Source organism: Microbacterium petrolearium (assembly GCF_054782875.1).
Window position 1 is genome coordinate 1 of the sequence record NZ_BAAGRQ010000018.1, and the last position, 17,108, is coordinate 17,108.

The following is a 17,108-nucleotide window of genomic DNA, read 5'->3' on the forward strand; positions in this document are numbered from 1 at the left end:
CTGCACGACGAGCTGGACCGCGTCGGCCTTGAACTCCTCAGTGAACTTCCTGCGATTCGTAGACATCTCTGCCTGTCGTTCCTTCCTGGTAACGACCGTCTACAAGAAGTGTCACACCCCACCTCCGCCGCCGAGCAGGCCAACGCCTTCCTCTCCACCGCCGGACAACGCAAGAACGCCCGGCGCAGCAGCCCCGCGACCAGGGGCCTGTGATGCGCTCCGACGCCCGCGGGAGTGCTCCCGGAAGCGTTCTGGTCCCCTTTTGGTCCCCTTATCCACAGGACGCGGGTTCTGGGCGATCAGTTCGTCCACAGGCGACCACCGGCGAGAGCGCCGGGGGACCAGAGGGGGACCACAGAGAACGACCCCCGGACATGATGAAGCCCAGGCGAGAAACCTACTCTCACCTGGGCTTTTACGTCGGGCTGACAGGATTTGAACCTGCGACCCCCTGACCCCCAGTCAGGTGCGCTACCAAGCTGCGCCACAGCCCGTGGCATGGATTTTCAGTTGTTCGGGCCGACCAGAGCGGGGTAAACCCACTTAACCCCCAGTCAAGTGCGCTACCAAGCTGCGCCACATCCCGATGTCGCCCGCGATCGGACAACTCCACTAGTCTACCCGCTCCCGCGGGGTGCCGCGAACCCGGGGTGGGGAAAGTCCGCGTGCCGCCTCGCAGACCTCTTATATATCATGGGTATATATTCGAGTTCATGAGTCGTGCGGAGGATGTCGAAGCCCTGATCATCGCGGCGCACCGCCTGACGCGGGTCGCCGCCCTCGACACCAACAGCCAGACGCCGGCCGCACAGTGGCGAACGCTCGCGATCCTGCGCGATCACGGGCCGCAGCGAATCGGTGATCTCGCGCGCCTGAGCCGCGTCACGCAGCCCGGCATGACGCGGCTGATCGGCACGATGGCCGACCTCGGCCTCGTCGAGCGCACCGGCGATCCCGACGACTCGCGCGCCGTGCGCATCGGCGCCACCGACCGCGGCGTCGCCGCGTACGCCCAGTGGCGCGCCCACCTCGTCGAAGCCATGCTGCCCCGCTTCGAGGGGCTCGCCGACGAGGACTGGGCCGCGATCCGGCGCGCCGCGGCCCTGCTGAACGAACGCGTGGCCCCCGAGGCCCGGAACGGAGTGAACGAATGACCGCCCATGCCCCCGCCGAGACGCCGATCTGGAAGCAGCCGCTGCCGGTCTGGGCGATCGCCTTCGCGAGCGTCATCGCGTTCATGGGCATCGGGTTGGTCGACCCCATCCTGCCCGCGATCGCGGAGCAGCTCGAGGCGACGCCCGTCGAGACGGAGCTGCTCTTCACGAGCTATCTCGCCATCACCGGCGTCATGATGCTCTTCACGAGCTGGGTGTCGAGCCGGATCGGCACGAAGCGCACGCTGCTGCTGGGCCTCGCCCTCGTGGTCGTCTTCGCCTTCCTCTGCGCGATCAGCGGATCCGTGGACGCCGTGATCGGCTTCCGCGCCGGCTGGGGCGTCGGCAACGCCCTGTTCGCCTCGACGGCCCTGGCGGCCATCGTCGGCGCGGCCTCCGGCGGATCGGGCGCGGCCATCATCCTGTACGAGGCCGCGCTGGGCCTCGGCATCGCGGTCGGCCCGCTGGTGGGCGGGCTCCTCGGGGAGGTGAGCTGGCGCGGTCCGTTCTTCGGCGTCGCGACGCTCATGGCCATCGCGTTCATCGCGATCATCGTGCTGCTGCGCGAGTCCGGCACGCGGCCGGCGCCCGTCGCCATGGGCGCCCCGTTCCGCGCCCTGCGGATCCCCTCGCTGGGCCTGCTCGCGATCGCCGCCCTGTTCTACAACATCGCGTTCTTCATCCTGCTCGCCTACTCCCCCTTCCCGCTCGGGTTCGGCGCCATGGAGATCGGCTGGACGTTCTTCGGGTGGGGCCTCGCGCTCGCGATCACGAGCGTGATCGTCGCGCCGATCCTCATCCGCCGCTGGGGTCGCCGTCGCACGCTCGTCGCGATGCTCGGTCTTCTGGCGATCGATCTCGTGGTCGCCGGCCTTCTCGTCGGCACCCCCGCGGCGCTCGTCACCTGCATCATCGTCGGCGGTCTGATCCTGGGCGTGTGCAACACCACCCTCACGGAGGCCGTCATGGAGGCCACGGACCTGCCCCGCCAGGTGGCATCGTCGGCGTACTCCGCGGTCCGGTTCCTGGGCGGCGCGGCCGCTCCGCCGCTGGCGGCCTGGCTCGGCCACGCGTTCTCCCCCACCGTGCCGTACATCTTCGCCGCCGCCGCGTCGCTTGTCGCACTGATCGTGCTCGCCGTCTCGGGCCGCGCCCTCGCGGTGATCGATCGCGATCCCGAGCCGGCCGAGCTCGAGGAGGCCGAGGCCGTCACCGCGGGCGACGCGAGCTGACCTACGATGGCCGGATGACCGAATCCGTGCGGCTGGACGTGTGGCTGTGGGCGGTGCGGGTGTACAAGACCCGCTCGCTCGCCACGACCGCCGTCCGCGGCGGCCACGTCCGCGTCAACGGCGACCCGGTGAAGGCCTCCTATGCGGTGAAGATCGGCGACGAGGTGCGCGTGCGCATCGCGGGGTTCGATCGCGTCCTCGGCGTGCGCGAGCTGCTGCTCAAGCGGGTGGGGGCTCCGGTCGCGGCCCAGGCCTACGAGGACCGCACGCCTCCCCCGCCGCCGCGCGAGTTCGTGGCGCCGATCGTCACACGCGATCGCGGTGCCGGTCGCCCGACCAAGCGGGAACGGCGCGCGATCGATCAGCTCCGCGGCCGCGACTGACCGCCGCGGTCAGAGCCGCTCGCGCAGCCCCGGCCACGACGCCGCGAAACCCGGGTGCAGCGGGCGCTCGGCCACGTCGTCGATCGGCACCCACTCGAGCGCCAGGCTCTCGGGGTCGCTGATCACCGGGTCGAAGGGTGCGACGACGTCCGCCACGACCGTCGTGTACGCCCAGACGCCCACGTCGAACACGGAGGTGAACCGCACCGCGACCGCGTCGGTCGGCACACCTGCCTCCTCGAACGCCTCGCGCAGCGCGCCGTCGACCGCGGACTCGCCCTCGTGCAGCGCGCCGCCCGGGAGCGCCCAGGTGCCGCCATGGTGGCTCCAGCCCACCCGGTGCTGCAGCAGCACCCCCTTGGCCGGATCCACGGCGAGCAGCCCCGCCGCGCCGAACCGCCCCCAGAATCGCTCGCCCGTCGGCGCGTACACCCAGGCGTCGCCCGGGTCGCGCGGGGCGAGCGGATCCATCGGGGCCCGCGTCACTTGCGCTGCCGCCTCTCGCGCACACGCATGTTGATGACGATCGGCGTGCCCTCGAAGCCGTACAGCTCGCGCAGGCGGCGCTGCACGAAGCGGCGGTAGCCGGGGTCGAGGAAGCCGGTCGTGAAGAGCACGAACGTGGGCGGACGCGTGCCCGCCTGCGTGCCGAACAGGATGCGCGGCTGCTTGCCGCCGCGCAGCGGGTGCGGGTGCTCCTGCACGAGCTCGGTGATGAACGCGTTGAACTTGCCCGTGGGGATGCGCTGATCCCACGAGTCCAGCGCGGTCTCGAGCGCGGGCACGAGCTTGTCGAGGTGGCGGCCGGTCTTGGCCGAGATGTTCACGCGGGGCGCCCACGCCACGTGCGCGAGGTCCTGCTCGATCTCGCGCTCGAGCATGCGGCGCCGCTCGCCGCCGCGCGCGTCGTCGGCCAGCAGCTCGTCCCACTTGTTGAACGCGAGCACGAGCGCGCGGCCCGACTCGAGCACGAGGTCGATGATCCGCACGTCCTGCTCGCTGATCGGCTCGCTCACGTCGAGCACGACCACGGCGACCTCGGCCTTCTCGAGGGCGGCCGACGTGCGCAGCGACGCGTAGAAGTCGGCGCCCTGCGCCATGTGCACCCGGCGGCGGATGCCGGCGGTGTCGACGAGGCGCCACATCTTGCCGCCCAGCTCGACCACCTCGTCCACGGGATCGCGCGTCGTGCCGGCGAGGTCGTTCACGACCACGCGCTCCTCGCCCGCTGCCTTGTTCAGCAGCGACGACTTGCCCACGTTCGGCCGGCCGAGGATCGCCACCCGGCGCGGGCCGCCGATCTCGTGCTTGGCGACGGCCGACACCGTCGGCAGCACCTTCATGATCTCGTCGAGCAGGTCGGCCACGCCGCGGCCGTGGATGGCCGACACGGGGTGCGGCTCGCCCAGACCGAGGCTCCACAGCGCTGCGGCCTCGGGCTCCTGGCGCGCGTCGTCGATCTTGTTGGCCACGAGGAACACCGGCTTGTCCGACTTGCGCAGCAGGCGCACGACGTGCTCGTCGGTCGAGGTCGCGCCCGTGATGGCGTCGACGACGAAGAGGATGACGTCGGCCAGGTCGATCGCGATCTCCGACTGCGCGGCCACCGAGCGGTCGATGCCCTTCGCGTCCGGCTCCCATCCGCCCGTGTCGACGAGCGAGAAGCGCCGGTCCATCCACTCGGCCTTGTAGGTGACGCGGTCGCGCGTGACGCCCGGCGTGTCCTCGACGACGGCCTCGCGGCGGCCGAGGATGCGGTTCACGAGCGCCGACTTGCCCACGTTGGGGCGGCCGACGATGGCCACCACGGGCAGGGCGGGCAGGTACTCGATGCCGTCCACGCCCGACTGCAGGCCCGCCAGCAGCGCGGCGTCCTCCTCGTCGAGGTCGTAGTCCTCGAGGCTCTGCCGCAGCGCGGCGGCGCGCGCCTCGACGAGCTCCTCGTCCAGTTCGGCCATGCGCTCGGCCAGGCGGTCGGGACCGCCCTCGTACTCTTCTTCAGCGGCCATGTCGGCCTCCCAGCTCTCGGTCGATCACCGTCAGCACGGCGTCGATGGACTGCTCGAAATCGAGCTCGCTCGTGTCGACGACGTCGACACCCGGATCGGCCTCGGCGAGCTCCAGCACGTGGCTGTCGGACTCGTCGCGGCGCAGGATCGCCTCCTTGACCTCGGCGGCGTCGGCTCCCCACTCCAGCCCGCGCCGCTGCGCGCGCACCTCGGGCGAGGCCGTCATGAGGATCCGCACGGGCGCGTCGGGCGCCACCACGGAGGTGATGTCGCGGCCCTCGATGACCACGCCCTCGAGGCCCGACTCCCCCGCCAGTCGGCGGAAGATGGCGTTCAGGTAGGCGCGCACCTCGGGCACGCGCGTGAACCCCGAGATCGCGGCCGTCACCTCGGGGGTGCGGATGTCGCGGGTCACGTCGACGCCGCCCACCGTGACGGTGCGGTCGTCGGGCTCCAGGCCCAGGCGCAGGTCGAACGAGGTCAGCGCGGTGAGCACGGCGTCGGTGTCGGCGGTGTCGGCGCCGCGGCGCAGAACGTGCCACGACAGCGCGCGGTAGCCGGCGCCCGTGTCGAGGTAGCCGTAGCCGCGGCGGCGCGCGATCTCCTTCGAGACGCTCGACTTGCCGGATCCGGCCGGCCCGTCGATCGCGATGATGGGGGTCTGCTCAGTCGTCATCGGTGCTCGCGATCCGCCATCCGCGGGCCTCCAGGCCCTCCACGCACGCCTCCAGCGCCGACCGCTCGACGGCGATCTCGGCCAGGCCCAGCGGGGCGCCCGGCGAGTGCTCGAGGCGGAAGTCCTCCACGTTCACGCCCAGCTCGCCCAGGTCGCCGAACAGGCGCCCGAGCTGGCCGGCGGTGTCGTCGATCATGACGACGAAGGTCGCGAAGGTGCGGCGCTGGCCGTGCTTGCCCGGCAGCCGCTCCACGCCCACGTTGCCGCGGCGGATCGCCTCGGCGATCGCGCGGCGCGATCCGGGCGCGTCCGTCTCGCGCAGCGCGGCCGACAGCGCGGTCAGGTCGGCGGCGAGCGCGTCGAGGATCTCCACGACGGGCGCCGCGTTCGCGTCGAGGATCTGCACCCACAGCTCGGGGGCCGAGTGGGCGATCCGCGTGGTGTCGCGCACGCCCTGGCCCGCGAGCTCGAGCGCCTCGTCCGGCGCGCCGACGAAGCGCGAGGCGAGCAGTGAGGCGACCACCTGCGGCACGTGCGAGACGAGCGCGACCGAGCGGTCGTGCTCCTCGGGGCTCATCTCGATCGGCACGGCGCCGAGGTCGAGCGCGAGCGACTCCACGAGCGCCAGGTGGGCCGGGGCCGTCTCGCCGTCGCGGCAGATCACCCACGGGCGGCCCGTGAAGATGTCGGAGCGCGCCGAGATGGCGCCTCCCCGCTCGCGCCCGGCCATGGGGTGCGAGCCGATGTAGCGCGCCAGGTCGACGCCGCGGCCGCGCAGCTCGCGCAGCGGCTGCAGCTTGACGGAGGCGACGTCGGTGACGACCGCGTCCGGGTGCGCGCGCAGCTCGGCCTCGATCACGTCGGCCACGACGTCGGGCGGCACGCACACGACGACGAGCGAGGGGCGATCGCCGGCGGACGCAGCCCGGCCGGCACCGTAGTCGACGGCGAGGCGCAGCTGCGAGGGCGAGGTGTCGGCCAGCGCCACGTCGACGCCCGCGCGCATGAGCGCGTGGCCGATACTGGCGCCGAGCAGGCCGGCACCGACGACGCGGACCGTGCCCGAGACGCGGGCGAGGCGGCCGGGCACCGTGCCGTCGGCACGCACACGCGTATCGCTCACTGCGTCCCCTCCCGATCGGCGTCGGTCTCGTGCTCGACGCCGGCAGGCGGAGCGTCCGGCGCCGTCCGCGAGAGCGTCAGCAGCGCGCCGAGTTCCACCCTAGTCAACTCGCGCGCGCGGCCCACTGGGAGGGTTCCCAGGTGCAGGGGCCCGAACTGGCGCCGCACGAGCGCGGTCACGGGGTGGCCGACCTCGGCCATCATGCGGCGCACGATGCGGTTGCGGCCCGAGTGCAGCGTCAGCTCCACGAGGCTCGACCCGGCCGAGGCGTCGAGCAGCCGGGCCTTGTCGGCCTGGATCGGTCCGTCCTCCAGCTCGACCCCGCGCGTCAGCCGCGCGATCGTCTGCGCCGTGACGCCGCCGCGCACCTTCGCGATGTACACCTTCGTCACGCCGAACGAGGGGTGCGCGAGCACCTGCGCCAGCGGGCCGTCGTTCGTGAGCACGAGCAGCCCGCTCGTGTCGGCGTCGAGGCGCCCCACGTTGAACAGCCGCTCGGGCCAGTCCTTCGTGAAGCGGCGCAGGTCGGGCCGCCCGCGGTCGTCGCGCATGGAGCTGATGACGCCGGTGGGCTTGTTGAGCATGACGTAGCGCTTGGACGCGTCGAGCTGCACGGCCGTGCCGTCGACGTCGACGAGGTCGCGCTCGGGGTCGATCCGCGTGCCCAGCTCGGTGACGACCGCGCCGTTCACGCGCACCCGGCCCTCGACGATGAGCTGCTCGGAGACGCGCCGCGACGCGACCCCGGCGTTCGCGAGCACCTTCTGCAGCCGGGTGCCCTCATCGGAGGCGTTGTGATCCATCCCTCAAGGATCCCAGACCGGAACGATCCGCGAGAATCCACCCGCGCGCCGAGAATCCCGGGGCCCACGGATTCTCGGCGCGGCGATGGATTCTCGCCGGGAGACGGGCGGCGGTTCAGACGATGTCGTCGAAGCCGTCGGCTCCGTCGTCGAGCAGCGGCGAGATCGGGGGCAGCTCGTCGAGCGAGTTGATGCCCAGCTGCTGCAGCAGCAGATCGGTCGTGCCGTAGTTGATGGCGCCCGTCTCCGGATCGGTGAACAGCTCGGTGATGAGGCCGCGGGCCAGCAGCGTGCGCACGACCGAGTCGACGTTCACGGCGCGGATCGACGCGACCTGCGAGCGCGAGACGGGCTGCTTGTAGGCGATGACCGCGAGCGTCTCGAGCGCCGCCTGCGACAGCCGCGCGGGCGCCTGCCCGCCGATGTGCTCGGCCACGAGGCCGTCGAACTCGTCGCGCACGTACATGCGCCAGCCGCCGCCGACCTCGCGCAGCTCGAAGCCGCGGCGGCGGCCGCCGTCGCGTCCGTCGTAGTCGGCGACGAGCCCCTCGAGAGCCTGGCGCACGGCGGCCACGGGCGCGCCGACCGCCGTGGCGAGGCTGACGACGCTGAGCGGCTCGTCCGCGATCAGCAGGATCGCCTCGAGCCGCTGCGGCACCGTCCCCACCGGCTCAGGCCGGCTCGCCTCGGTAGCCGGGGCGTCGCCCGGCACGGCCGCCTCGCCGGCGCCGGTCGCGTTCTCATCGGTCATAGTCGGCCCCCAGGGTCGCCAGCGTTTCCTCGGACCAGTGCTCGGCCGTCCAGCGCAGCGTCAGCTCGCCGAGCGGCTCGAGCTGCTCGAACGAGATCGCCGCGTGCCGGTACAGCTCCAGCACCGAGATGAATCGGGCCACGACGACGCCGGCCTGCGTGACGCCGGCGATCAGCTCGCGGAACGTGAGCGTCTCGGCGCTGCGCAGCGTCGAGACGACGATCGCGGCCTGCTCGCGGATGCTCACGAGCGGCGCGTGCAGGTGATCCAGCCCCACCGTCGGGATGTCGCGCGGCGTCATGGCGAGGATCGCGAGCGCCGCGAAGTCGTCGGGCGAGAGCGTCCACACGAGCTCGGGCGTGCGGGCGCGGTACTTCGGGTCCAGCGGCACGCTGCGCGCGTGCCGGCCCTCCTCGGCCCGCAGCCGCTGCGCGAACCACGCCGACGCCTCCTTGAACGCGCGGTACTGCAACAGGCGCGCGAACAGCAGGTCGCGGGCCTCCAGCAGCGCCACCGACTCGGCGTCGACCAGCTCGCCCTGCGGCAGCAGCCCGGCCACCTTCATGTCGAGCAGCGTCGCGGCGACGACGAGGAACTCGCTGGCCTGATCCAGCTCCTCCCCCGAGTCGAGGTCGCGCAGGTAGGCGATGAACTCGTCCGTGACCTTGCTGAGGGCGATCTCGGTGATGTCCATCTCGTGCTTCGAGATGAGCTGCAGCAGCAGATCGAAGGGCCCGTCGAAGTTCGACAGCGAGACGCGGAAGGCACGTTCGTCCGCGGCGCCCGCCTCGGCCGGCGCGCCCTCGGCGGCCGGGCCGTCCCCGTCCGGATCGGGCTGGCCGGGACCGGTCATGGCCACTACGCCACGGCGCCGCGCGCCACGAGCTCCCGCGCGAGCCGCAGGTACGCCTGGGCCGCCGGGTGCTCCGGCGCGTACTCGGTGATCGGCTGCCCGGCCACCGACGCGTCGGGGAACTTCACCGTGCGGCCGATGACGGTCTCGAACACCTTGTCGCCGAAGGTCTCGACGATCCGCTCCAGCACCTCGCGCGAGTGCAGGGTGCGCGGGTCGTACATGGTCGCGAGCAGGCCGTCGAGATCGAGCGCGGGGTTGAGGCGGTCCTTGACCTTCTCGATCGTCTCGATGAGCAGGGCCACGCCGCGCAGCGCGAAGAACTCGCACTCGAGCGGGATGAGCACGCCGTGCGCGGCCGTGAGCGCGTTGACGGTGAGCAGGCCGAGCGAGGGCTGGCAGTCGATGAGGATGACGTCGTAGTCGGCCGCGACGCGGCGCAGCACGTGCGACAGGATGCTCTCGCGCGCCACCTCGTTGACGAGGTGCACCTCGGCCGCCGACAGGTCGATGTTGGCGGGGATGAGGTCGAGGCCCTCGGTGGCCGTCTGCACGATCGCCTCGCGCGGGTCGCGCTTGGTGTCGAGCAGCAGGTCGTAGATGGTGGGCACGTCGTGCGTCGGCACGCCCAGGCCCGCCGACAGCGCGCCCTGCGGGTCGAAGTCGATCGCGAGCACCTTGCGGCCGTAGTCGGCCAGCGACGCGGCCAGGTTGATCGACGTCGTGGTCTTGCCGACGCCGCCCTTCTGGTTGCACAGCGCGATGATGCGCGCGGGGCCGTGCCGATCGAGCTTCGGAGGCGTCGGGAAGCCCTGGTACGGACGTCCCGTCGGTCCGAGCACGGGCTCGTCCTTCGTGGAGGTCTTGGCCTTCTCCGTCACCGATGCTCCTGCCGTCGACATGCTTGGTCGATTCTAGCGACGCGCGCCCGCGATCCCGCCGACCGGCCCCGGCGATCCGGATCCGCGCGCGAGCGCGACAGCATACCGATCTACCGGCCGATCGCGCGCGAAAGCCGTAACTACCCACCGCTATGCTCGGGAACCGCGGAGAGATGGGGGTGCCCGCGATGAGCCAGACGAAGGACGATCCGACCGCCGCCACGCGCGCCATGGCGCAGCTCTCGAACGACCTGCAGGCGCTGCGCATGCGCGCCGGCGACATCTCGTACGGCGAGATCGCGGCACGGATCACCCGCATGCGCGAGGAGAAGGGCATCGCCCCGGCTTCCGCGCACATCGCCCGCTCGACGGTGTACGACGCCTTCCGGCCGGAGCGCAGGCGCCTGAACCCCAGCCTCGTCGCGGAGATCGTGGCCGCCCTGGGAGGGGACGCGAGCGAGGCCGAGCGCTGGCGCGAGCGGTGCATCGCGGCACGGACGGCCGAGAGGCCGCCGGTCGAAATCGCCGAGCAGCCGGCACCTGCCGCGCCGGCGGCGCCCGCGGCGCGGCCCGCAGGACGGCGCTGGCCGACCCTCCCGCCACCCCGCCCCGAGCTGCCGCTCGCGGCCGCGCTGTTCGTCGCCTGCATCGGCGTCAACCTCGTCGGCGGCGTGATCGTCGCCAACTTCGACCTCCCGATCTGGCTGGACATGGCGGGCACGGCCATCATCGCGGTGTGCATCGGCCCCTGGGCCGCCGTCGCGCTCGCCGCCGTCACGCTCGTCCTCACCCCGGGCACGCTGCTGCCCCTGGCCGCCGAGGGGCTGCCGTTCGGGCTCGTCTCGGTCGTGGGCGCGCTGGTGTGGGGGTACGGCGTGCACCAATGGGGCCTGGGACGCACCGCGTCGCGCTTCCTCGTGCTGAACCTCCTCGCGGCCGTGAGCTGCACGCTCACGTCGCTTCCGATCACGGTGCTGCAGTACGACGGGCGGACGAATCACCTCGTCACGACCACGCTGTTCGAGCGCCTGCATGCGGCGGGCGCGAACGCGTGGGAGGCGGCGCTCGTGTCGAACATCGGCTCCTCCGTCGCCGACAAGCTCATCTCGGGCGGCATCGCCCTGCTCGTGGCGCTGCTGCTGTCGCGCCATGCCGATGCGGCCGGCCGTTCCCTCACGTCACTCGACGGACTTCCCGGCCGCGACTGACGCCAGACCGAACCGCTCGCACGCGATCCGGATGCCGCGGGCATCGGCACCGCGAAGGGCGGGCGCGCGCTTGCCCCCTCAGCGAAAGTCGGGGCCTCCCTCGCGAGCGCGCTCTGCCGCGAGGTCGACGGTGTCGGCGACGCGCACGTATCGCGTACGGCCTCCCCCGGATTCCGCCTGCGTGAAGACGCCTGCGAAGTTGTAGTAGACGCCGCCGAACTGCTCGTCCTCGGTGTGGGCGAACACGAGCCGACGATCGCCCGGCCGCGGGTCGTTGCGAGTGACCCGCGACGGGCCTCCGCCCTCCGGGCGCTTGTCCGTCTCGACGATCTCGGTGCCGTCGGACGAGAGGACATTCGACCAGAGGGCGTTGTCGTAGAACTTCGGCCACCACAGGATGGTGTCGGCGCTGACGCGCCACACCGCCTTCATCTGGTTGGGCCGCACCCCGAACAGCGCTCCGACATCCGCTCGGGTACGCAGCTCCGTGCGATCGTCCACGCTGACGGTGCCGCGTTCCCGCCAGTAGTCGACGCTCGCGCGCCGGCCGAACACGAACGGCTCGAAGGTCCCTTCCGCGACCTTCGTCTTCTTCATCGACGTGATCCGAGCGACGACGCGATCGATCTGCTCGTTGAACTGCGCCATCGTCTGACCGGCGACCTTGAGGCGCACGGGTTCCGCCGGCTCGTCGATCATGGACGACTGGCGGGTGGCCAGCGCCTTTCGAAGGTCCTCGGTGCGCTTGCGGTCCGCGCGTTCCTGCTCTTCACCGTCGTGGTACGGCTCGTCAATCTCGACGAAGAGGTTGAACTGAGGGAAGTACACGTCCATCAGCGCCCGCTTCCCGTCGGGACGGCGCACGAGCTGCTGCGTGACGAACTCGATCTGCGGGTCGTTCAGCAGGTGGAAGATGCGCGAGGTGGCATACACCTCGTAGATCTTGTGCCCGGCCTTGCGCAGTCGGTTCGCCGTCCAGGCCAGGTCCGCCGCCGGCGGCGCGGTCTGCTGCGCCTCCTCACCCTCAGACGGGACAGGAACGGGCGTGATGGCGTGGTCAAGAGACATTGTCGATGCCATTCGGTGCGATGGACGGTGTCAAGACTGCGGGACTCGACGCGGGTCGATCCGGGAGGTATTCGCCGATGCTCTTCCGGAACTTCTGCGCGAGCTGCTCCGGTTCACCGCTGAGGGGAACAAGCAAGTCCTTCAGCTCACTCAGGCGCTTCTGTCTGGATGAGCCCTTCCATGCCCCGTCGAACTGCAGGAACTGCGGGATCTCCTCGGTACGGCCGCTGCCGCCCAGCCACAGCACATGAGGGTCGTTGTCGACCTCAGTGTTGTAGAAGAAGATCGACTGCTGCAGCCGGGATACGCGGAGCTTCAGCAGCCCCGTTTTCCGGCTCTTCGGACATCCGGTGGGGGGGTCATGGGGTGAGTCCGCCGGCGGTGAGGAGCATGCGGAGGCGGTAGTTCTCGCGGTTGCGATAGCCGCGGGCGAGGCGGCGGTGGAGCTCGATGATCCCGTTGATCGCCTCGGTGCCGCCGTTGTTCGCGCGGCTCGTGGTGAAGTACGCCAGGAACGCTGAACGCCAGCGGCGGAGGGTGCGGCCGAGGCGGGCGATCTCGGGGATCGGGCAGGTGTGGAACGTGTCGACCACCCTCTCGGCGATCCGCCGCCCCTCGGTCAGGTCCTTCGCGTGGTAGGCAGAGCGCAGCTGCTGTGCGCACTGCCACGCGACGAACACCTCGTCGTGCGCAGGATCGGCCTCGATTGCCGCGGTCAGCCGGATCCGCTGCTTGTCGGTGAGGTTCTCGGCCCCGGCACGGAGGATGGTCTGAATCCCGTAGAGCGGGTCGCCCTTCCGACCGCGATGCCCGAGGGTGTCTTGCTGGACGCGGCGGCGGACCTCGTCGACGGCGGCGGTGCCGAGCTTGACGACATGGAACGCGTCCAGCACAGCGACCGCGTCTTCGAGCGTGTCATCGATCGCAGTCTTGTAGCCCGCGAACGGGTCCAGCGCCGCCACCTTCACGTTCTTTCGGAACGCTTCGCCCCGCTCGCTGAGCCAGGACGCGTATGCCTTCCCCGATCTGCCCGGCACGAGGTCGAGCAGCCTGGCCCGCGTCTTCCCGGTGCTGTCGCGGCTGAGGTCGACCATGCCGGTCAGTTCCTTCGGGCCCCGCTTGCGGTGGTCGACGTGATGCCAGATGTGCTCGTCGACGCCGAGCGTGGTCACGTTCTCGAACCGGGACTCGTCGGCTGCCAACCGCACCAGTTCAGGCTCAACAGCCCGCCACACCGTCTTCCACGATGTCCCGAGCTGACGACGTAGTCCTTCGATCGTGGCGTGCTCGCGGCGCAGCTGCCCGATCGCCCAGTCGACGGCTCGCCTTGTGAGCGACCCGCGCCGAGCGACCAGCGAGGGAAGCTGCTCCACGAACGTCTTCTTGGCACAGCCCACGTCGCCGCATCGCCAGACCCGTTGCCGCCAGACGATCCGCACCCGCGTCACGCCCGGCACGTCATGCAACACTCGACGGCGGCGCCCTCGACCGATCGCCACGACCCCGCACAACGGGCACCCGGTCGGCGCCGCCGGTGTCGAAACGGTGACGATCAGCAGCCCGTCGCGGCGGTCAACGTGCTCGACATGGACGCCGTCGAGACCGACCAGCAGATCGCAGCGGTAACACGGATCAGCGGCAGAGCGCGCGTCAGCGCACCCCGAAGTAGGGTGAAGCACGTCGAGGTCCTCGTGATGGATCAGCAGTTGGCGCTACTGATCCTCGGGGACCTCGACCCCTACCCGCCGACCATCACCCGGCGAGCCTCACCCCCACCGCATGTCCGAAGAGCCCCCAATTCCCTTGGTCACCCCGGTGTGAACCATGCACCCCGGGCGGGCCATCCCCGTATCGGTGCACACCGTGCGTAGCGAGCTTTCCCGGAATCTCCTTGTGTCCTGGCGTTAACACGGGTGTCGTAGCATCGCATTAGCACCGCGACCACTCCTGAGAGTTGCACCCGGGATGAGGTGAATGCATCGTGACGGCACCGGGGTATGAGTTCAGCGTCTGGGAGCGCTACGCCACCGAGTTCACACTGGCTTTCGGTGACAATCCGTCGCGCATCCGGGCGGTGCGGGTGGCCTACTTCGAGCACGAGTTCGATGTGGACTTGATTGCGCAGCTCAGCGGTTTTCCTGTTTGGAGAATCCGACAGGCGTTGTCCCAGGGACTTCCACAGGCGAGCTGAAGAATCGTCGACCAGAGTCCCAGAACTGCTCGCCCATCTACCATCCCCTTGCGGGCACTGCGCGGTGAGGGGACGTCAGCGTGCGACGGTTCGGCCCGGGCGCGATGTCTCCCCTTTCACGTCTGAGTGGCCATCGGTCTGATCGGGCCATGAGCAGGATCAGTTTCGCGCGTCGCCCCCGCCCTCTGGTTCCGCGCTGCGGGCGTCATCGTCGTGGCAGGCTTCTTCGCGTCGTTGGTTACCGGTGTCTGCTGCCCCGGCGCCCCCGCCAGCGGAACATCGACGTGCGGAACGTTCGAGCGCTTGACCGCCGGGATCGACAGATCACGTGGCTCTGGCTCGCACGGACGGTCATCGTAGGCGCCATCGCGGCGCTCGAGGTGGGCGTCTTCGGTCGAGTCACCCTTGGCCGACTTCCTTGCGGGCATGGCACTGTTCGGGAGCTCGAGCGGACGCAGGGAGGTCATGAAATTGCCTTTCGCGGATAGCGGAGGCGATGAACGCTGCGTTCACCTATGGTTGGGGTCGTGGTCGCATTGCGCCCATACGATGTGCGGCGAACCCGAAAGGTGATCACCGGCTACATGAACTCGCCCCTCAACGAGCCGCCGCTCGGCGGAACCATCGACCACATCCTCTCGATCCTGCCGTCGCTCGTACCGAGCGCGCAGCGCGTCGCCCGCATCTGCGCCGAGCGACCCCACGACGTGGTCGACATGTCGGGCGCCGACCTCGCCGAAGCCGCCAACACGTCGCCGGCCACCGTCAGCCGCACCGCCCAGGCGCTGGGGCTGCGCAGCTTTCAGCACCTGCGCATGCTGCTCGTGCGTGACCTCGCCGCCGACGCCACCGCCGCGCCCGACGCACCCGCCGGCACCGAGGGCTTTCTGCGGTGGCTGGCCGAGGGGCGGGTGGGATGCTGCAGACCGCGCTCGCCTCGATCGACCCGGTCGCGTTCGACGCCGCTGCCGACGCCATCGCCCGCGCGCCGCGCCTGCTGATCTCGGGCACCGGCGCCTCGCACGCCGCCGCCCAGGCGTCGGCCGTCGCGTTCGCCGTCAACGGCCGGCCCTGCGAAGCGCCCGCTGACGGCGTGGTCGCCCACCTCACCGCCCGCGTGCTCGCCCCCGGTGATGTGTGCCTCATCGTCAGCTCGAGTGGCGCCAACTCGGTGACCCTCGCGGTTGCGGACGCCGCCGTCGACGCCGGCGCCACCGTGATCGGGGTCACGAGCTTCGCCCGTACCCCGCTCACCACCCGCGCCGACCACCTGCTCGTCGCCGGTGCGCGCTTCCAGGCGTGGGATCAAGGCATTCTCGGCAGCGGGCTCGTACAGCTGCTCGTGCTCAACGCCCTGCAGATCGCCGTCGCCGACCGCATGAGCGACGCCGCCGACCGCGCGCGCCTCGCGGTGCGCGAAGAGGTGCTCGACATCGTCGCCGACGACGGCTCCGACGCCGAGGCATCCGACGTGCCAGACGTTATCGACCACGGCGATGGGCGTTTACACTCCGTTTGCAGGAAATTCACTTTCCTCGATTGCAATAGCTCTGCAAGCGGATTTCGCGGGAAGGCCCCGGTTCGTCAGGTCGCTTGCAGAAGGCGACTCATGGGAACGATCCAGCTCTCTGGTGTCGGTCGCTCCTTCAAGAGCACCGCCGCCGTCAGTGATATCGACCTGATCATCGAAGACGGCGGGTTCGTCGTCTTGCTCGGCCCCTCGGGCTGCGGCAAGACCACCCTGCTGCGCATGATCGCCGGCCTGCTCGAGCCCACGGCCGGCCGCATCCACCTCGACGGCGACGACATCACCGACCTCCCGTCGAAGAAGCGCGACCTCGCGATGGTCTTCCAGAGCTACGCGCTCTACCCGCACCTGAGCGTGCGCAAGAACCTCGCGTTCCCGCTCAAGACGCAGCGCCTCGGCGCCGCCGAGATCGCGACCCGCGTGCAGGAGGTCGCCGACAGCCTCGAGATCGGCCACCTGCTCGACCGCAAGCCCAAAGAGCTCTCGGGCGGGCAGCGCCAGCGCGTCGCCGTCGGCCGCGCCCTCGTGCGCAACCCCAAGGCGTTCCTGATGGACGAGCCGCTGTCGAACCTCGACGCGAAGCTGCGCACCCAGACCCGCCACGAGCTCACCGCCCTGCACCGGCGCCTCGGCGCCACGTTCGTCTACGTCACCCACGACCAGGTCGAAGCCATGACCATGGCGACGAAAATCGTGGTGCTCAACGCCGGCCGCATCGAGCAGTACGGCACCCCCGAGCAGGTGTACGACCGGCCCGAGTCGGTGTTCGTCGCCGGCTTCCTCGGCAGCCCGGCCATGAACCTCGTCGACGCCCGCATCGTCACGATCGACGGCAGCATCGCCGTCACCGCCGACGGCATCGCCGGCGGCCTGTGGCCGGGAGACGTGCCCGACCTCGATGTCGTGCTCGGCGTGCGGCCCGAGAAGCTCACGATCGCGTCTGCGCACGCGGCATCCGACACCCGGGGCGTGCGCATCGCCGGCCGCATCGACCTGGTCGAGAACCTCGGCGGTGAGCAGATCGTCACGTGCCTCGTCGCCGGGCGCGAGGTCTACGTGCGCACCTCGCGCGAGGTCATCGCCACCCCCGGCGACGACATCGTGCTCACCGCCGCGCCCGAGAACGTGCACCTGTTCGACCGGGCCTCGGGCCGCCGGCTCGAGTGGGTCGCCGATGCACCCGTGGCCGACCCGGCCGCGCACGAGCTCGTCACCGCCTGAGCCGCCTTCCCTCCCTTCGTTCTGCCC

19 protein-coding genes, 1 tRNA gene and 1 pseudogene are annotated in these 17,108 nt (G+C 70.8%); 8 read left to right on the top strand and 13 right to left on the bottom strand.

Features of this window, described 5'->3' with window-relative positions; all coding sequences use genetic code 11:
* Window positions 1-213, top strand: a pseudogene (locus ACYVJ0_RS12060) (hypothetical protein); the annotation flags it as partial.
* A gap of 207 nt (window positions 214-420) precedes the next feature.
* On the opposite strand, the gene ACYVJ0_RS12065 reads toward ACYVJ0_RS12060, so the two are convergent.
* Window positions 421-494 (bottom strand) — tRNA-Pro (locus ACYVJ0_RS12065).
* A 219-nt stretch (window positions 495-713) separates the two neighbouring features.
* On the opposite strand from ACYVJ0_RS12065, the gene ACYVJ0_RS12070 reads away from it, so the two are divergent.
* Genes ACYVJ0_RS12070 through ACYVJ0_RS12080 form a run of 3 tightly spaced genes read left to right on the top strand, consistent with a single transcriptional unit; the run spans window position 714 to window position 2,769 of the window.
* A complete protein-coding gene (locus ACYVJ0_RS12070; RefSeq protein ID WP_460818044.1) occupies window positions 714-1,154 on the top strand; it encodes a MarR family winged helix-turn-helix transcriptional regulator in 441 nt (146 codons plus the stop codon).
* A complete protein-coding gene (locus tag ACYVJ0_RS12075) occupies window positions 1,151-2,386 on the top strand; it encodes an MFS transporter (protein WP_460818045.1) in 1,236 nt (411 codons plus the stop codon). Before ACYVJ0_RS12070 ends, ACYVJ0_RS12075 begins: the two co-directional genes overlap by 4 nt.
* A 14-nt stretch (window positions 2,387-2,400) precedes the next feature.
* On the top strand, window positions 2,401-2,769 hold the full coding sequence (locus ACYVJ0_RS12080; protein ID WP_460818046.1) for an RNA-binding S4 domain-containing protein: 369 nt from the start codon (window positions 2,401-2,403) through the stop codon (window positions 2,767-2,769).
* Window positions 2,770-2,778: 9 nt separating this feature from the next.
* Here the strand turns inward: ACYVJ0_RS12080 and ACYVJ0_RS12085 are convergent, their stop codons facing one another.
* From ACYVJ0_RS12085 to ACYVJ0_RS12120, 8 genes are all read right to left on the bottom strand, one after another.
* Window positions 2,779-3,240 (bottom strand): NUDIX domain-containing protein, encoded by a 462-nt coding sequence (locus ACYVJ0_RS12085; protein WP_460818048.1) that lies wholly within the window; start codon window positions 3,238-3,240, stop codon window positions 2,779-2,781.
* 11 nt (window positions 3,241-3,251) lie between these two features.
* The gene (gene der, locus ACYVJ0_RS12090; protein ID WP_460818049.1) at window positions 3,252-4,778 is read right to left on the bottom strand and encodes a ribosome biogenesis GTPase Der; all 1,527 of its coding nucleotides are present in this window, start codon (window positions 4,776-4,778) and stop codon (window positions 3,252-3,254) included.
* Window positions 4,768-5,454, bottom strand: a complete 687-nt coding sequence (gene cmk, locus ACYVJ0_RS12095) for a (d)CMP kinase (RefSeq protein ID WP_449854980.1) — start codon at window positions 5,452-5,454, stop codon at window positions 4,768-4,770. The genes der and cmk overlap by 11 nt, the downstream gene beginning before the upstream one ends.
* Entirely contained in the window at window positions 5,444-6,577 is a 1,134-nt protein-coding gene (locus ACYVJ0_RS12100; protein WP_460818050.1) for a prephenate dehydrogenase, read from the bottom strand. Before ACYVJ0_RS12100 ends, cmk begins: the two co-directional genes overlap by 11 nt.
* Window positions 6,574-7,380: a pseudouridine synthase gene (locus tag ACYVJ0_RS12105; RefSeq protein ID WP_460818051.1), complete on the bottom strand. Its 807-nt coding sequence runs from the start codon at window positions 7,378-7,380 to the stop codon at window positions 6,574-6,576. The genes ACYVJ0_RS12100 and ACYVJ0_RS12105 overlap by 4 nt, the downstream gene beginning before the upstream one ends.
* 115 nt (window positions 7,381-7,495) lie before the next feature.
* Window positions 7,496-8,131 carry an SMC-Scp complex subunit ScpB gene (gene scpB / locus ACYVJ0_RS12110; protein WP_460818053.1) on the bottom strand — a complete coding sequence of 212 codons (636 nt, stop codon included), beginning with the start codon at window positions 8,129-8,131 and terminating at the stop codon, window positions 7,496-7,498.
* On the bottom strand, window positions 8,121-8,984 hold the full coding sequence (locus tag ACYVJ0_RS12115) for a segregation and condensation protein A (protein WP_460818055.1): 864 nt from the start codon (window positions 8,982-8,984) through the stop codon (window positions 8,121-8,123). Before ACYVJ0_RS12115 ends, scpB begins: the two co-directional genes overlap by 11 nt.
* 5 nt (window positions 8,985-8,989) lie before the next feature.
* Window positions 8,990-9,886, bottom strand: a complete 897-nt coding sequence (locus ACYVJ0_RS12120; RefSeq protein WP_449854985.1) for a ParA family protein — start codon at window positions 9,884-9,886, stop codon at window positions 8,990-8,992.
* A 167-nt stretch (window positions 9,887-10,053) separates the two neighbouring features.
* Here ACYVJ0_RS12120 and ACYVJ0_RS12125 point away from each other — a divergent pair, with 167 nt between their 5' ends.
* On the top strand, window positions 10,054-11,073 hold the full coding sequence (locus tag ACYVJ0_RS12125) for a hypothetical protein (RefSeq protein ID WP_460818056.1): 1,020 nt from the start codon (window positions 10,054-10,056) through the stop codon (window positions 11,071-11,073).
* Between the two features lie 78 nt (window positions 11,074-11,151).
* Here ACYVJ0_RS12125 and ACYVJ0_RS12130 read toward each other — a convergent pair whose 3' ends face one another.
* From ACYVJ0_RS12130 to ACYVJ0_RS12140, 3 genes are all read right to left on the bottom strand, one after another.
* The gene (locus tag ACYVJ0_RS12130; protein ID WP_460818058.1) at window positions 11,152-12,141 is read right to left on the bottom strand and encodes an AbaSI family restriction endonuclease; all 990 of its coding nucleotides are present in this window, start codon (window positions 12,139-12,141) and stop codon (window positions 11,152-11,154) included.
* Window positions 12,131-12,388: a hypothetical protein gene (locus ACYVJ0_RS12135; protein ID WP_460818060.1), complete on the bottom strand. Its 258-nt coding sequence runs from the start codon at window positions 12,386-12,388 to the stop codon at window positions 12,131-12,133. The genes ACYVJ0_RS12130 and ACYVJ0_RS12135 overlap by 11 nt, the downstream gene beginning before the upstream one ends.
* 112 nt (window positions 12,389-12,500) lie before the next feature.
* Window positions 12,501-13,820: an ISL3 family transposase gene (locus ACYVJ0_RS12140; RefSeq protein WP_231729493.1), complete on the bottom strand. Its 1,320-nt coding sequence runs from the start codon at window positions 13,818-13,820 to the stop codon at window positions 12,501-12,503.
* A 302-nt stretch (window positions 13,821-14,122) separates the two neighbouring features.
* Between ACYVJ0_RS12140 and ACYVJ0_RS12145 the strand changes: the two genes are divergently transcribed.
* Window positions 14,123-14,332 carry a hypothetical protein gene (locus ACYVJ0_RS12145; RefSeq protein WP_045245741.1) on the top strand — a complete coding sequence of 70 codons (210 nt, stop codon included), beginning with the start codon at window positions 14,123-14,125 and terminating at the stop codon, window positions 14,330-14,332.
* A 116-nt stretch (window positions 14,333-14,448) separates the two neighbouring features.
* On the opposite strand, the gene ACYVJ0_RS12150 is transcribed toward ACYVJ0_RS12145, so the two are convergent.
* A complete protein-coding gene (locus ACYVJ0_RS12150) occupies window positions 14,449-14,799 on the bottom strand; it encodes a hypothetical protein (RefSeq protein ID WP_005052795.1) in 351 nt (116 codons plus the stop codon).
* Between the two features lie 60 nt (window positions 14,800-14,859).
* Between ACYVJ0_RS12150 and ACYVJ0_RS12155 the strand changes: the two genes are divergently transcribed.
* Window positions 14,860-15,333: a MurR/RpiR family transcriptional regulator gene (locus tag ACYVJ0_RS12155; RefSeq protein ID WP_164743636.1), complete on the top strand. Its 474-nt coding sequence runs from the start codon at window positions 14,860-14,862 to the stop codon at window positions 15,331-15,333.
* The gene (locus ACYVJ0_RS12160; RefSeq protein ID WP_315104801.1) at window positions 15,249-17,081 is read left to right on the top strand and encodes an ATP-binding cassette domain-containing protein; all 1,833 of its coding nucleotides are present in this window, start codon (window positions 15,249-15,251) and stop codon (window positions 17,079-17,081) included. Before ACYVJ0_RS12155 ends, ACYVJ0_RS12160 begins: the two co-directional genes overlap by 85 nt.
* Window positions 17,082-17,108 lie beyond the last annotated feature (27 nt).